Genomic DNA, 14,875 nt, shown 5'->3' on the forward strand with positions numbered 1-14,875 from the left:
AAAGGTGCGTTCTGCTCGTCGGCCGGCCTGGGAACCAGGGGGGTTTCATCGGCGGGTGACAACTTGGTCTGCCAAGACGATGGCAACGGTAGGAATCGTTGGCTGCCTCTTCGCGAAGGTGTGCTCTGCTCGTCGGCCAGCCTGGGAGACAGGGCGGTTTCGTCGGCGGGCGACAACTTGGCCTGCCAAGACGGTGGCAACGGTCAAAATCGTTGGCTCCCAGAGCCGCAGGAGGCGGCGAATTAAGGCAACAGAGCAATCGCCAGAAGCTGCGGATCGAGCGACCCGGTAAGTTCGGGGACTTCGACGACCGGCCAACCGTGTCTATAACGAAAACCGCTCAGCTAACAAAGATTGTCTAATCATCGGACAGTTTTCAGCTTCTCCGGCCCTCCTAGCAAAGCGTATCGAGCAGCTGAACGCGAAAAAAGTGCCATCTGACCTGCACATTTGCTGACATGGCAAATTTGAGCGAAAAGTTGACAGCAGAAAAGAGGCGGCGGGGTCGCGCGTCTAGCAATTCCTATTCGTGATCCAAAGGCCCCCTGGGGTTCGTGTCTAATGAGGAATCGGTGTTTGCTGGTGGGGGTGTGTTTTGCTGGAGCGTGCCCAGTCGGCGCGGGTCGTCGTGGCCGGGGCGGGTTCGGCGATCCCGACCACGGGGAAACCTTGCGCCCGCAAGGCGCTGGCCAGGTCCGCGGCGTAGGCCGCGTCTACCACCCACGTGATGGCCGTCAGGCGCGCCTCGACTTGAGGTGGCATCGCTCGCAGCGGCCGCGCGCGATGGAGGCCGGCGCCAGGAGCGGCTCCCCGCAGTCGGTGCACAGCGGATACGCGGCGGCGGGGGGCGACAACTCGGAGTTAGGTCCAGAAAAGTCAGTACATGGGCGTGACGGCCCTATTCTCTTTTCAGAGAGTCTAGAGAGGTGTGGTGACATTTCTGGACACACTTTTTGGGGGTTGATCGAGCTGGAGTCGATCTCGGCGGCCAAGGAGTACAGCCACCGTGTGCGCTTGTCGAAAGCCTGCCCCTCCGCCACCTCGTCCACCGTGAGCACGCCGAGTAGGTGCAGCGCCTGAAGTTGGCGGTCCACGGTGTTGCGGGGTTTGTCGACGCGTTTACGTACGTCGCTGGTTGAGCTTTGCGGGTTTGCGGCGAGGTCGTCGATGATCGCCAGCCGCAGCGGAGGCATGGAATCGCGCGCGCAGCGGATCGCCAGGCGCAGCGCACCGGCTCGGTCCATGCCGAGCGCGACGGCGCCACGCAGGATTTGCGCCAGTTGTTTAGCGAAGCGTGTGGGCATTTCGGGGGCGCGGGCGTCGATCACGTCGCCGCGGTAGTCGTACTCCACCCCGGTGCGCGCCAGCGTCACCAGGTCGGCCGCGGCGAGCAGCGCGTCGGTTTCCTCTGGGGTGATCTCGGTGGGCTTGGAGATGCCCGCCAGCACGCCGGCGACCGCGCGGGCCAACTCGGCGCGCATCTGTTGTTCGTTGCCGGTGTGGCGGATCGCGCTGCGGCCCGCCTCCTGGCGGTTCGTGGTCGAGTCGAGGCGCACGAGGACGAACCGGTCTCCCATGGTGGACACGACGGCGTGCGCGGTGTCCCACGCGGTTGTGACGGCCCCGATCACGGCGACGCGGCCCTGCCACGGGATCGTCTGGCCTCCGTCGGTGCCGACTTCGCGGTACCAGCGACCGTCGTAGACCTCGCGTAGCGCGGCGAGGACGCGTGCGCGGATGTCTCGGTTCATCGACAAAATAGAGGTCACGTCTTTGATCACCAGGACGCCGCGGTCGCCGAGCTTGCGGAGCAACCCCCCGGTTGCGGTCTTGGCGCGTTCACGCTTGGGTGTCGCCGAGAGCAGCGCCCCTTCCGACGCAATGGAACTGGTGACGACGGCGCCGACGCCGTCCAGTGCCTGCACGGTTTCGGTCTTGGCGTTTCCAGGCCCGCTCACCAGCAGCAACCACACCAGGTCGCCGGCGTCTGTGAATTTCTCGATCGCGGCGACCGCGAGCATGGCATCGAGGGCGTCGGTGTCGTAGTTTTCGCCCAACCAGCGCCGGAGCACCGCGTGCGAGTCTTCGAGCGAGATGGTGGGCGCTGCGGCAGGGCGCGGCGAATGCTCGACCTGGCGTCGCCCCGCGTCGACGAGCTTCAGCCAGCATATCTGGATGTCGTCGTCGTGTCGGTTGTCGAGGCGCTCGGTCAGGTCGGCCCGCGTGCCCACCGCCCATCGCGTCTGTGCGAGCGTGAGGCCGGCGTCGTGGCACGCCCCGACGATGCGGTAGGTGTCCTGGGAGCGGTCGCCGGTGTTGGTGTCGAGGGCGGTCTGCACGCCCGGGTAGGGGGCGAGGTCGACGACTTCAACGCCCCCGGGCGCGCTGGACGCAGGTGGGGCAGCGGTCGCCGGCAGGGTCACGCCGAGCATCTGCGCCAGCGTTTGCGGGTCCACCCGCGCGGCGGGGGGGTCGATGAGGAAGTGGGTGGCCGCGGGCTTGAGCCCGCGGGCGGCGGGCTTGTGGTTGAGGGTCCCCGGCGCCCGCAAAACATCATTGTCACTGACCTTGCTGTCGGCGTTGCCGAGGTAGGCCCCGAGCCCGCGGCACAGCGCGGTGTAGTGGTGGCCCGGGACGCTTTGGGCCAGCGCGACATAGACGTGGGCGTGCCCGGGCGTGCCCGAGGCGACCGCGAACCCGCCGAGCTGGCGCACCTTGTCCAGGTCGAACGGCCCGTCGATGTCGGCCTTGACGTGCCTGCGCGCGGCCGCGGCGCCCTTGGCGCGCTTGTCGGCGACCATCAGGTTTGGGCATAGGTAAACGTCGGCCTCCGGTGCCGCGCGCAGGATTTCGCGCTCGGCCAGTTCCGCCTCGCCGGGCCACGCGAAATGGCTTTCGGTCCACTGCGTGTGCCGGTATTTGCCGTTGTCGTCGTAGTGCCCGCCGCAGCCGACCGCGATGTGGAGCATCCCGGCCGTGTCGGCGAGGCACGCGTCGAGGTACTTGCGCAGGTCGCGCAGTGGCTCGGTGTTTTGCCTGGTAAACTCGGTGTCAGCGATCGTCGTCGTCGAGGTGGCCCGGGCCGGAGCGCCCGGGCCACCTCGTATCTGGCTCATGCTGCACCACCGCCCGTGCGCCGGCGCCGGGCCTGGGCCGACTTCAGCGCCATCCTGGCGAAGTAGGCCTTGCGGAGCGACTCTGCGCGCTGCGGGTCACCGTCGGCTTCGGCGAGAAACTTGTCCTCGAAGGCCCTGCGCGCGTTGGCGGTTCGTGTGGAGCGGCTTTCAGTGGCCGCCCAGGATTCGTGGGCGGCGAGTTGCGCGCGCAACCGGCGTTCGGTAGCGGTGAGGGAATGAGTTTGCGGCATAAGGCATCCCGTGAGTGAAGGGGTGCCGTTCCGCTGGGAGACGGCGTGCTCCGCGATAAACGCCAAGCGCGGTCTAGCGGCCTCTGAGGCTATTGAAGACCGATGTTAGCACAGCGTGCCGCCGATGGTGAGGACGTGTGACTGTCGCCGGGTGTCGGCGGCCGCGGCCGCCAGCGCGCTAGTCAGCGTGTCCCACGACAATTGGTAATCCGGGGAGCGTCCGGCGTGCCGACACGCCGGGCACTTGAAGGTCTGTTTGCCGCCGACGTTCATTGGCACCCGCGGTGAGGGGCCGTCGGCCAGCGGCGCGCCCAGCCGGTAGATGTCGCGCCCGTTCGGTTGCAGCACGAACGCGGCCAGGACGTGCCTGCGGGGACAGTGGATCACCAGCTCGCCGTGCAGCGCAGCGGGTTTCGGTCGCCGGCTCACAGGTCACCGAGGCCGAGTTCGCGAGCTTCGGCGGCGGCGCGCTCGGCCGCGGAAGCCCCGGTGTAGCGGTCCATCATCGAGCGGGTGGACCAGCCGGCGATGCTCATCAGCCCCTGCTCGGTGCCCCCGGCGCGTAGCCAGCGTGTGGCCGCGGTGTGGCGCAGGAGATGAAGGTGAAACCCGTCGATGCCAGCTTTCTGGGCCCGGTCGCGCAGCGTGTCGTTAAGACCGAAGTAGGCAAAGCTTTTGCCGCCGACGCCGAGCCACAGTTGGGGGGTCGCGGCGAGCTTGTGTGACCGGCGCGCGCGCAGGTACCGATCGAGCGCGGCGGCGGTCTGCGGACTAAACGGGGCGGTGCGGCCCTTGGCGCCTTTGCCGCGGCGGACCACGACGATGCCGTTCCGCAGCGGCTCGACGTCAGCGACGTTGAGGGAGATCGCCTCGGACGCACGCAGGCCCGTCTCGATCAGGAGTCGCAGCAGCGCCTCGTCGCGGCGGTCGCGGAAGCTGCTGCCTTTACACGCCTTGAGCAAGGCCCGCAGCTGGTCGTCGGTGAGCGCTTCGACGACTTTGGTGGGCAGCTTCGGCGCTCTGAGGCCGAGTAGCGGGTCCTCGGACAGCTCGCCTTCCTCGACGAGCCAGCGCACAAACTGGCGCAGCGCGGCCTGGCGCAGCCGCACCGTGTTGGCCTGCTTGCCGTCGGCGACCAGGGCGGCGCTGTAGTGCTGGACCCGCGCGCGGGTAATCTCGACCGGGTGTCCGTTGGCTTCGCACCACACCAGGAACAGCCGCACGCCCTGCAGGTAGGACGTGATGGTGGTCGGGGATTTGTTCGCGGCCAGCAGCGCGAGCTCCCACGACTTCATGAGTGCGGGCAGGTCGGGTGGCGGCAAAGGGCCAGGCATGACCATTATCTTAGGACACAACGCTGTGCAAACGTGATATCTTGGGGATTCCTGTCAAAACCGCAGCTAGAACCGCTTACCGGCGAGAACTAGTTCCCCAAGGAACTGACCATTCTTTAGGAGATAACCCGACCGTGGCATCGACCGCCGACTTCAAGAACGGACTGGTGCTGGCGATCGACGGCCAGCTGTGGCAGATCGTCGAGTTCCAGCACGTCAAACCCGGCAAGGGGCCGGCCTTCGTGCGCACCAAGCTGAAGAACGTGGTCTCGGGCAAGGTCGTCGACAAGACCTACAACGCCGGCGTGAAGGTGGAGACCGCGACCGTCGACCGGCGCGACACCACCTATCTGTACCGCGACGGCTCGGACTTCGTGTTCATGGACAGCCAGGACTACGAGCAGCACCCGCTGCCCGAGTCGCTGGTCGGCGGTGCCGCGAATTTCCTGCTCGAGGGCATGCCGGTGCAGATCGCGTTCCACAACGGCGCCGCGCTCTACCTCGAGCTGCCGGTGACCGTCGAGCTCGAGGTCACCCACACCGAGCCGGGCCTGCAGGGCGACCGCTCCAGCGCCGGCACCAAGCCGGCCACGCTGGAAACCGGGGCCGAGATCCAGGTGCCGCTGTTCATCAACACCGGCGACAAGCTGAAGGTCGATTCCCGCGACGGCAGCTACCTGGGGCGCGTCAACGCGTGAGCAAACCCGCGCGCCCCGTCAAAGGACGCCACCATGCCCGCAAACGCGCCGTCGACCTGCTGTTCGAGGCCGAGGCCCGCGGGCTGAGCCCCGGGGAGGCCGTCGAGGTGCGCACCGCGCTGGCCGAGGCGCAGCCCGATGTCGCGCCGCTGCACCCCTACACGGTGACGGTGGCGCGCGGGGTCGGCGAGAACAGCGCGCACATCGACGACCTGATCAGTTCGCACCTGCAGGGCTGGACGCTGGACCGGTTGCCGGCGGTGGACCGGGCGATCCTGCGGGTTGCGGTGTGGGAGCTGCTCTACGCCGACGACGTGCCCGAGCCGGTCGCCGTCGACGAGGCCGTACAGCTGGCCAAGGAGCTGTCCACCGACGAGTCGCCGGGCTTCCTCAACGGCGTGCTGGGTCACGTGATGCTGGTGACGCCGCAGATCCGGGCTGCGGCCCAGGCCGTCCGCAGCCGGGCGCCCGACTCGTGAGCCGGCCGGAGTTGCCGTTGTGGCCGAAGTCGCCGTCGTGATCATGGGGCACCAAAGGACAGGTGAGGTTATGAGTGGACACTGGGGCCGGCCGCGACGACTGCACGTGTCCGCGCTGGCGGCGGTGGCCAACCCGTCGTACACGCGGCTGGACACCTGGAACCTGCTCGACGACGCGTGCCGCCACCTGGCCGAGGTCGACCTGAGCAAGCAGGACATCCACCACGAGGTGGCCAAGGTGCGGCGGCTGATGGACCGGCTGGCCGCCTACGAGCGGTACTGGCTGTACCCGGGTGCGGCGAACCTGGCGACCTTCCGGGCCCACCTGGAGGCGCTGTCGACGGTGCGGCTCGCCGAGGAGGTGTCGCTGGCGGTGCGGCTACTGTCCGAATACGGCGACCGCGCAGGGCTTTTCGACACCGCGGCGTCGCTGGCCGAGCAGGAGCTGGTCGCCCAGGCCAAACAGCAACAGTTCTACACCGTGCTGCTCGCCGACGATGCCCCGATGACGGCGCCCGACAGCCTGGTCGAGTGCCTGCGGGCGCTGCGCCGCCCCTCCGAAGAGATCCAGTACGAGCTGCTGGTGGTCGGCAGCATCGAGGACGCCATCACCGCGGTCGCGCTCAACGGCGAGATCCAGGTGGCGATCATCCGCGACGACCTGCCGCTGCGGTCCCGCGACCGGGTGCCGCTGATGACCACGCTGCTCGGTGGCGACGGGGACAACCCGACGACCAGCCAAACCCACGACTGGATCGAATGCGCCGAATGGATCCGGGAGCTGCGGCCGCACATCGACCTGTATCTGCTCACCGACGAGTCGATCGCCGCGGAGACCGACGACCCCGACATCTATGACCGCACGTTCTACCGGCTCAACGACGTCACCGACCTGCACAGCACGGTGCTCGCGGGTTTGCGGAACCGTTTCGCCACACCGTTTTTCGACGCGCTGCGGGCGTACGCCGCGGCGCCGGTCGGCCAGTTCCACGCGCTGCCGGTCGCGCGGGGGGCCAGCATCTTCAATTCCAGGTCGCTGCAGGACATGGGCGAGTTCTACGGCCGCAACATCTTTATGGCCGAGACGTCCTCGACCTCGGGCGGTTTGGACTCGCTGCTGGACCCGCACGGCAACATCAAAGCGGCGATGGACAAGGCCGCCGTCACCTGGAACTCCAACTGGACCTACTTCAGCACCAACGGGACGTCGACGGCCAACAAGATCGTCGTGCAGGCCCTGACCCGGCCGGGCGACATCGTGCTCATCGACCGCAACTGCCACAAGTCCCACCACTACGGCCTGGTGCTGGCCGGGGCCTACCCGCTGTACCTGGACGCCTATCCGTTGCCGCAGTACGCGATCTACGGGGCGGTGTCACTGCACACGATCAAGAAGACGCTGCTGGACCTCGAGGCCGCCGGGCAGCTGCACCGGGTGCGCATGCTGCTGCTGACCAACTGCACCTTCGACGGCGTCGTCTACAACCCCCGGCGGGTGATGGAGGAGGTGCTGGCGATCAAGCCCGACATCTGCTTCCTGTGGGACGAGGCGTGGTACGCGTTCGCCACCGCGGTGCCGTGGGCGCGGCAGCGCACCGCGATGATCGCGGCCGAGCGCCTCGAACAGATGCTGGCATCACCGGAATACGCGGGCGAGTACCGGCGGTGGAGCGCCGAGATGGACGGGGTGGACCGCTCGGAGTGGGTGACCCGCCGGCTGCTGCCCGATCCCGCCCGCGCCCGGGTCCGGGTGTACGCGACGCATTCCACGCACAAGTCGCTGTCGGCGTTCCGGCAGTCGTCGATGATCCACGTGCGCGACCAGGACTTCAAGGCGCTGACCCGCGACGCGTTCGACGAGGCGTTTTTGACCCACACCTCGACGTCGCCGAACCAGCAGCTGCTGGCGTCGCTGGACCTCGCGCGTCGGCAGGTCGACATCGAGGGGTTCGAACTGGTCCGGCACGTCTACAACATGGCGCTGGTCTTCCGCCACCGGGTCCGCAAGGATGCGCTGATCAGCCGCTGGTTGCGCATTCTGGACGAGTCCGACCTGGTGCCCGACGAGTTCCGCGCCTCGACGGTCAGCTCCTACCGGCAGGTGCGGCAGGGCGCGCTGGCCGAGTGGAACGAGGCGTGGCGCTCGGATCAGTTCGTGCTGGACCCGACGCGCGTCACGCTGTTCATCGGGCGGACCGGGATGAACGGCTACGACTTCCGCGAGAACATCCTGATGAAGCGGTTCGGTATCCAGATCAACAAGACCTCGATCAACAGCGTGCTGCTGATCTTCACCATCGGGGTCACCTGGTCGAGCGTGCACTACCTGCTCGACGTGCTGCGCCGGATCGCCTCGGACCTCGATCGCCGGCAGCTCGAGCGGGGCAAGGACGACCGCGCCCTGGCGGCCCGCCGCGTCGAGGAGATCACCGAGGACCTGCCGCACCTGCCCGACTTCAGCGAGTTCGACATCGCCTTCCGCCCCGTCGACGCGTGCTCGTTCGGCGACATGCGGTCGGCCTTCTACGCCGGCTACGAGGAGTCCGACCGCGAGCACGTGCTGATCGGCATGGCCGGGCGGCGGCTCGCCGAGGGCAAGAAGCTGGTCTCGACGACATTCGTGGTGCCCTACCCGCCGGGCTTCCCGGTGCTGGTGCCCGGCCAGGTGGTGTCCAAGGAGATCATCTACTTCCTCGCCCAGCTCGACGTCAAGGAGATTCACGGATACGACCCCGACCTCGGTCTGTCGGTGTTCACCGAGGCGGCGTTGGCGCGGATGGAGGCCCAGCGCAACGCGGCGACGGCCGCGGTGGGTTCCGCGTTGCCCGTCTTCGCGCTGCCCGCCGACGCCGGCGGCGGCTATCGCAGGATCTTGGCGTAGAGCAGGCTGTCCTGCGGCTCGGGACCCATGGTGGGGTAGACGACGTGACGGGCGAGCCGGCCCTCCAGGAAGAAACCGGCGCGCTCGAGCAGGCGGGTGGACCGCCGGTTGTCGGGACTGCAGGTGGCCCACACCCGATAGAGCTGCCGGTCGGATTCCAGCGCGTGCAGCATCATGTCGAGCGCCTCGGACAGCAAACCCTTGCCCCACCACCGTTTGCCGAGGCAGTAACCGATCTCCACCGAGTGCGGGGCGCTCCGCCGGCAGCTGAGCATCCCGACGACCTCGCCGCTGTGCCGCAGCTCGATGACCCAGGTCCGCTCGTCGTCGCCGACGTTGAGCTTCTCGGTGATCACCCGCCGGGTCGCCGCCACGTCGGGGTGGGGCGCCCACAGCAGATACCGGGTGACCTCGGGATCGCGGGCGACCCGCTGGAAGAGGGCGCCCGCGTCGTCGAGGACGGGCAGCCGCAGCACCAGGCGGGGCCCGGCGATGCGGTCAGGTGGGTAGCCGGGCATCGCTCACAGGCCGAGCGCTCGATAGGTGCGACGGACGAATTTAGGCTGCGCCGTGCGCAGTTGGGCCAGCGACGTGTTGCCCGCGACGGCGGTGGCGGCGTCGGCGGTCAGGTCGGGCATGTTCTGGATCAGGTACAGCAGGACCAGGTCGTCGGCCGCCGGGTCGGCCTGCCACCAGGTGCCGTAGGCGCCGGGCCAGCTGAACGTGCCCAGCCCGCCCGGCCCGAACAGCGGGGCGGAGCGTGCCGGATCGGTCACCACCGACAGGTTCAGCCCGAATCCGCGGCCGACCCAGTACGGCGCTCCCAGGAAGTTGTGGCGCTTCTGCTCGGGGGTGAGCCGGTCGGTGCGCATGAGCCGCGCCGATTCCGCGGAGAGCACGCGCACGCCGTCGACGGTCCCGTCGCCGAGCAGCATCCGCACGAACCGCAGGTAGTCGCCGGCGGTTGACCACAACCCGCCGCCGGCATTGCAGAACGACGGCGGTTTGATGTGCGGGGTCCCCATCACGTCGTGGCGCAGCGCGCCCCGCTCGTCGATCCGGTACATCGTCGCGGCGCGCCGCCGCGCTTCCTCGGTGACGAAGAACCCCGTGTCGGTCATGCCCGCCGGCCCCAGCACCCGTTCGTCGAGCACCTGGTGGAACGGTTTGCCCTCGACGCGGGAGGCGATGACCCCCAGCAGGTCGATGGAGTGGCTGTAGGTGACCCGCTCTCCGGGTTGGTGCACCAGCGGCAGTTTGGCCAGCTCGGTCAGCCACGCGTCGGGCCCCTGGTTGAACGGCAGCCGCACGTAGGCCCGCGAGATCGGCCCGGACACCGAGAAGCCGTAGGCCAGGCCGCTGGTGTGGGTGAGCAGGTCCTCGATCAGGATGGCGCGCTGCGCCGGATGCGTGCGGTCCAGCGGGCCGCGCGGGTCGTCGAGCACCCGCACGTCGGCCAGCTCCGGCGCCCAGCGCGCGATCGGGTCTTTGAGCGTCAGCCTGCCCTCGTCGACCAGGCTCATCACCGCGGCGACGGTGACGGGTTTGGTCATCGACGCGATGCGGAACAGGGTGTCCTGCCGCATCGGCAGCCCCGCGTCGACGTCACGGTAGCCGATCTCGTTGATCTGCAGCACTTTTCCGCGCTGCCAGACCAGCGTCACCGCGCCGGAGAGCAGCCCTGCGTCGCACACCTCGCGGATGGAGGCCGCGTTGCCCAGCAGGTTCACGAGCGCCGCTGCGCGCGCACGTACCAGTACGACATCTCGACCCGCGCGCCGTCGTGTTCGCGGCGCATCGTGGCGGGTTCCAGGGACTGGATGTCCCAGCCCCCGCCGCCGAGGACGTCGCGCAGCGTCTGCTCGGAGACCATCGGGCGCGGCCATTGGTCGTCGACGGGGTTGGCGTCGGAGAAGCAACTGATCAGCAGCGTGGCCCCGGGCCGGGTCGCGCGGTGCACCGCGGCGGCGTAGCGGCGTTTGCCGTCGTCGTCGAGGCAGTGGAACATGCCGCTGTCGACGACGGTGTCGAAGGCGCCGGTGTAGCCGTCGAGCCGGGTGGCGTCGGCCACCGCGAACCGCACGTCGACTCCTGCGTCGGCGGCCCGCCGCTCGGCGGTGATCAGCGCGGTCGGGGAGATGTCCAGCCCGGTCACCCGGTGGCCGTTCTTGGCCAGATAGACGGCGTTGTCGCCGAGCCCGCAGCCGATGTCGACGACGTCGCCGTGCACCCAGCCGCGGTCGTGCCAGGCGATGACGTTGTCCTTGGGCGCCTTGGTGTCCCACGGCGGGGTGGGCATCGGCGGGATGCCCTCGCCGGGGCTCTCGCCGCGGTAGAGCGCGTCGAAGTCCATGCGCTGCAACCCCGAGAAACCCGGCGATGAATTCGAGTCCGTCATTTGTGCCACCCTATAGTTCGGCCGCTGTGGTCTGCGCGGAGCACGCGCGCTGAGGTGGTGATGTCGCCGCGGGCGGTGCCGTACCGCGCCCAGGTGCGGCAAGGCCGCACCGGTGGCCGAAACAGCTTGCCACTGCCCGGTTGCATGTTTCGATCCGCGCGCCATCCCGGCCGTCGTCGATGCGTCCGGGGCGGTTCCCGGCCGATCAAAAAATATGCGAGCACGGCCGGCCGGACGATACGACACTGACCGCTGAGGTGCCTGTTGCTGGTGAGAATTGATTTTCGCAGACGCAACGCGACGCGCCCCGATATCCTGCGGGCACTGTCGGGGCCCGCCGCTATCGTCTGCACCATGGCCGCGTGTTTCGTTATCGATCCCGGTGATCTCGACCCGGACTTCGGTGCCACCACTGTCGCCCGCGGCGTGCGCTACGCCCGTCAAGGCCACGTCCGGGATGTGGTCTGGGACGGTGAGGCCGCGACGTTGAGCGGCTCCTGCGCGGGCTCTGGCGACCGCGACTACTGGGTCGAGGTGGGCCTTGAGGAATTCGACGACGGCTTCGGGATCGCCTGGGCGGACTGCTCGTGCCCGGTCGGCGCCTTCTGCAAGCACGCCGTCGCGCTGCTGTTGACCGCCGCCGGCGTCGCGACCCGTCCCGACCCCGAGCCGGGGCGTTGGCGGGCGGTGCTCTCCGAGCTGCTCGGCGAAATGTCGGCCCCGGTGGCGAGCACCGGCGGGTCACCGATCGGGTTGCAGTTCGCGCTCATGCCGCCCACCCGGTACCGGCCCGGTGAGGCTGTCGCACTGCGCCCGGTGACGATCGGCAAACGCGGAACCTGGATCAAGCGCGGGCTGAGCTGGCAGCGGTTGATGTACGACAGCGCATCGGGGCAGTTCAACCGTCGCCAGTACGACGCCATTCGGGGGCTTGCGGTAGAGGCGCAGCGGTCCGGCCTGATGTATGCCGGCGACGGCTGGCTGCTCAACGGCACTTCCGCGGCGTTGTGGCCGAAGCTCATAGACGCCGAGGACGCCGGGGTGGCGATGGTCGCTGACAAATCCAGTGGCTTGACCGCTGTCGAATTCATCAAGAACGCCCAGCTGCGACTCGATTTCACCGCGAGCTCTGCAGGGGGCGCAACCGCATCCGTCGCACTGATCCTCGACGGTGAGAAGTACGGGCCGGCCGGCGCTGGTCTGATCGGGCGGACCACGCCGCACGGTGTGTACACGGTCAGCGAGGGGGTGTTGCGGCTGGGCGCCTTCGACCCGGTTCCCGGCCGCGCGCTGCTCGAACTCGTCGGCCGCGACGAGCGGTTGCACATCCCCGCCGCGGACGTCGACGAGTTCTCGCTGACGATCCTGCCGCAGCTGACCGCCAGCATGCCGGTCGAGGTCGAAGAGGGACTGTTCGCCCCGCCCGTCATCGTCGGGCCGATGCCGGTTCTGACCGTCACGATGGCCGGCACCGGCGCCTGCGCGTACTGGAGCACCCGCTACGAAGTCGACGACAAACACCACGACTTCGCCCCCGACTCGCCACCGGAGCTCAGCGTCTACCGCGACGCTGCGGCCGAAGAGGTCGCCTGGCAACGCATCGCGCCGACGCTGCGCGCCGTCGCTGCGGCGTCGCGTACCTGGAAACATCAGGCTGAGCGCCAGATCCGTCGGCGAATGGAGCGGATTCTGGACTCCGCGGTCATCGCCGAGTTGAACGCCATCCGCAACGCCGAGGACGCCGACGCCGCAACCGGCGCGGCATCACTGACGACATTGCGCTCAGCAGTCGACCTGACCGCCGCGGAGGCGGCGGTGCTGTGCGGCGAGGTGTTGGCCGAACTGGACGCTCACGACGCCCTGACAATCGAGATCGATGACGGTGCACCGGACTTCCGCGCGTCATCCTCCGGGCCGAGTCTGGAGTTCGGCAGCGCCGACGGCGAGCCGATACGCAACGATTGGTTCGATCTGAACATCAGTGTGCTGGTGGACGGACACAGCGTTGCGCTGCCGGATGTCATCAGCGAAATAGCTTCGGGTGCAACGCATATGCTGCTACCGACCGGAGTCTATTTCCGGCTCGACACACCGGAGCTGCTGCGGTTGCGCCAGTTGCTCGACGAGGCCCGCGCGCTCGGCGAGATCGACGCCGGCAAGGTGAACGCGAAATCGCTCAACGCCACCTTGTGGGAAGAGCTTCTCGCTTTGGGGGTCGTCGACCAGCAGTTGGCTGCCTGGCGGAGTTCCCTGGCCCGGTTGGCCGCGGCGCGACCACCGGCGCGGATCGATGTGCCCCGCGCGCTGAAAGCGAACCTGCGCGACTATCAGCGCGACGGCCTGGATTGGCTGTCGTTCCTGTGGGACAACGGCCTCGGCGGGGTGTTGGCCGACGACATGGGTCTGGGCAAGACGGTGCAGACACTGGCCGTGATCGCCCGCGCCGCGGCCGCGGGTGCCGGTAAATTTCTTGTGGTCGCGCCCACCAGTGTGGTCGACAACTGGCTGTCCGAGGTTCGGCGATTCACGCCCACGCTGAGCGCGGTTGCCGTCACCGCCACCGAGGCCCGGTCCGCTCGCCCACTCGCGGAGGTGGTGGACACCGCCGATATCGTGGTGACGTCTTATGCGCTGCTGCGCATCGACTTCGAGGCATACACCGGAGTCGACTGGGCTGCGCTGATTCTCGACGAGGCTCAGTTCGTCAAAAATCACAACAGCAAGACGCACCAGTGCGCCCGCCGCCTTGAGGCCGGGTTCAAATTGGCCATCACCGGCACTCCGATGGAGAACAACCTGATGGAGCTGTGGTCGCTACTGTCGCTCACGGTGCCCGGTTTGTTCCCGTCGCCCATGGCGTTCGCCGACTACTTCCGCAAGCCCATCGAGTCCGGTGCCAACCGTGATCGTCTGCCGATCTTGCGGCGCCGAATCAAGCCGGTGATGTTGCGTCGCACCAAGACTCACGTCATCGCCGAACTACCGCCAAAGCAGGAGCAAGTCCTGGCCATCGATCTGGCCGCCAAGCACCGCAAGATCTACGACACCCGGCTGGCCCGAGAGCGTCAAAAGGTGCTGGGTCTGTTGGGCGAATGGGAGAAGAACCGGTTCCAGATCTTTCGGTCCCTGACCCTGTTGCGCCAGTTGAGTCTGCATCCCGGTCTGGTCGACCGAACCCACATCAACAGTGGCTCGGCGAAGATCGACTTTCTCGTCGAGCAACTGACCCAGTTGGTGTCCGAAGGGCACAGCGCACTGGTATTCAGCCAGTTCACCGGATTCCTGGGTATCCTGCGGTCGCATCTGGACTCCGCCGGCATCAGCTACAGCTATCTCGACGGGTCGGTGAGCGCCAAGAAACGTGCCGCGACCGTCACGCAATTCCGTGACGGGCACAACCCGGTGTTCCTGATCAGCCTGAAGGCGGGTGGATTCGGGCTCAACCTTACCGAGGCCGACTATTGTTTCGTCTGCGACCCGTGGTGGAGTCCGGCCGCCGAAGCCCAGGCCGTCGACCGTACCCACCGCATCGGCCAGACCCGTCCGGTCACCGTCTACCGGCTGGTGTCGCGGGCGACCATCGAAGAGAAGGTGGCGGCGCTGCAGCAGCGCAAGCGGGAACTCTTCACCGCCGTGGTCGACGAGGGTGACCTGTTCGGCGCGGCGATCACGGCGTCGGATATCCGGGAACTGCTCGGGTGACGCGGCCGTGTCCCGG

General features: G+C 68.0%; 11 protein-coding genes. 4 read left to right on the forward strand and 7 right to left on the reverse strand.

The window, feature by feature from the left end; genetic code table 11:
• Positions 1-734: 734 nt before the first annotated feature.
• The 4 genes from FPZ47_RS29370 to FPZ47_RS10925 all read right to left on the reverse strand — a co-directional run bounded on the left by FPZ47_RS29370 (position 735) and on the right by FPZ47_RS10925 (position 4,701).
• Positions 735-3,116 (reverse strand): helix-turn-helix domain-containing protein, encoded by a 2,382-nt coding sequence (locus FPZ47_RS29370; RefSeq protein ID WP_246859842.1) that lies wholly within the window; start codon positions 3,114-3,116, stop codon positions 735-737.
• Positions 3,113-3,367, reverse strand: a complete 255-nt coding sequence (locus FPZ47_RS10915) for a hypothetical protein (protein WP_246133458.1) — start codon at positions 3,365-3,367, stop codon at positions 3,113-3,115. Before FPZ47_RS10915 ends, FPZ47_RS29370 begins: the two co-directional genes overlap by 4 nt.
• 105 nt (positions 3,368-3,472) lie before the next feature.
• Complete coding sequence (locus FPZ47_RS10920) at positions 3,473-3,796, reverse strand: hypothetical protein (RefSeq protein ID WP_144953099.1); 324 nt, start codon at positions 3,794-3,796, stop codon at positions 3,473-3,475.
• Entirely contained in the window at positions 3,793-4,701 is a 909-nt protein-coding gene (locus tag FPZ47_RS10925; RefSeq protein WP_144953102.1) for a tyrosine-type recombinase/integrase, read from the reverse strand. Before FPZ47_RS10925 ends, FPZ47_RS10920 begins: the two co-directional genes overlap by 4 nt.
• Before the next feature lie 134 nt (positions 4,702-4,835).
• Between FPZ47_RS10925 and efp the strand changes: the two genes are divergently transcribed.
• The 3 genes from efp to FPZ47_RS10940 all read left to right on the forward strand — a co-directional run bounded on the left by efp (position 4,836) and on the right by FPZ47_RS10940 (position 8,759).
• On the forward strand, positions 4,836-5,399 hold the full coding sequence (efp, locus tag FPZ47_RS10930; RefSeq protein ID WP_144953105.1) for an elongation factor P: 564 nt from the start codon (positions 4,836-4,838) through the stop codon (positions 5,397-5,399).
• Positions 5,396-5,878, forward strand: coding sequence for a transcription antitermination factor NusB (nusB, locus tag FPZ47_RS10935; RefSeq protein WP_144953108.1), 483 nt, complete (start codon positions 5,396-5,398; stop codon positions 5,876-5,878). The genes efp and nusB overlap by 4 nt, the downstream gene beginning before the upstream one ends.
• A 70-nt stretch (positions 5,879-5,948) precedes the next feature.
• Entirely contained in the window at positions 5,949-8,759 is a 2,811-nt protein-coding gene (locus FPZ47_RS10940; RefSeq protein ID WP_144953111.1) for an aminotransferase class I/II-fold pyridoxal phosphate-dependent enzyme, read from the forward strand.
• Here the strand turns inward: FPZ47_RS10940 and FPZ47_RS10945 are convergent.
• From FPZ47_RS10945 to FPZ47_RS10955, 3 genes are read right to left on the reverse strand one after another with little or no spacing between them, the layout of a single operon-like run.
• Positions 8,738-9,277, reverse strand: a complete 540-nt coding sequence (locus FPZ47_RS10945; RefSeq protein ID WP_144953114.1) for a GNAT family N-acetyltransferase — start codon at positions 9,275-9,277, stop codon at positions 8,738-8,740. The two genes, FPZ47_RS10940 and FPZ47_RS10945, sit on opposite strands and share 22 nt — an antisense overlap.
• A 3-nt stretch (positions 9,278-9,280) precedes the next feature.
• A complete protein-coding gene (locus FPZ47_RS10950) occupies positions 9,281-10,489 on the reverse strand; it encodes a serine hydrolase domain-containing protein (RefSeq protein ID WP_144953117.1) in 1,209 nt (402 codons plus the stop codon).
• Positions 10,486-11,121, reverse strand: a complete 636-nt coding sequence (locus FPZ47_RS10955) for a class I SAM-dependent methyltransferase (protein ID WP_144953167.1) — start codon at positions 11,119-11,121, stop codon at positions 10,486-10,488. Before FPZ47_RS10955 ends, FPZ47_RS10950 begins: the two co-directional genes overlap by 4 nt.
• 390 nt (positions 11,122-11,511) lie before the next feature.
• On the opposite strand from FPZ47_RS10955, the gene FPZ47_RS10960 reads away from it, so the two are divergent.
• Entirely contained in the window at positions 11,512-14,859 is a 3,348-nt protein-coding gene (locus FPZ47_RS10960) for a DEAD/DEAH box helicase (protein ID WP_144953120.1), read from the forward strand.
• Positions 14,860-14,875 lie beyond the last annotated feature (16 nt).

This window comes from Mycobacterium helveticum (genome assembly GCF_007714205.1).
GTDB lineage: Bacteria > Actinomycetota > Actinomycetes > Mycobacteriales > Mycobacteriaceae > Mycobacterium > Mycobacterium helveticum.

Excerpts from the sequence above, each read along its gene's own strand:
- FPZ47_RS29370 (WP_246859842.1), bottom strand. The coding sequence starts at position 3,116 with ATGAGCCAGATACGAGGTGGCCCGGGCGCTCCGGCCCGGGCCACCTCG.
- FPZ47_RS10915 (WP_246133458.1), bottom strand. The coding sequence starts at position 3,367 with ATGCCGCAAACTCATTCCCTCACCGCTACCGAACGCCGGTTGCGCGCG.
- FPZ47_RS10925 (WP_144953102.1), bottom strand. The coding sequence starts at position 4,701 with ATGCCTGGCCCTTTGCCGCCACCCGACCTGCCCGCACTCATGAAGTCG.
- FPZ47_RS10940 (WP_144953111.1), top strand. The coding sequence starts at position 5,949 with ATGAGTGGACACTGGGGCCGGCCGCGACGACTGCACGTGTCCGCGCTG.
- FPZ47_RS10945 (WP_144953114.1), bottom strand. The coding sequence starts at position 9,277 with ATGCCCGGCTACCCACCTGACCGCATCGCCGGGCCCCGCCTGGTGCTG.
- FPZ47_RS10960 (WP_144953120.1), top strand. The coding sequence starts at position 11,512 with ATGGCCGCGTGTTTCGTTATCGATCCCGGTGATCTCGACCCGGACTTC.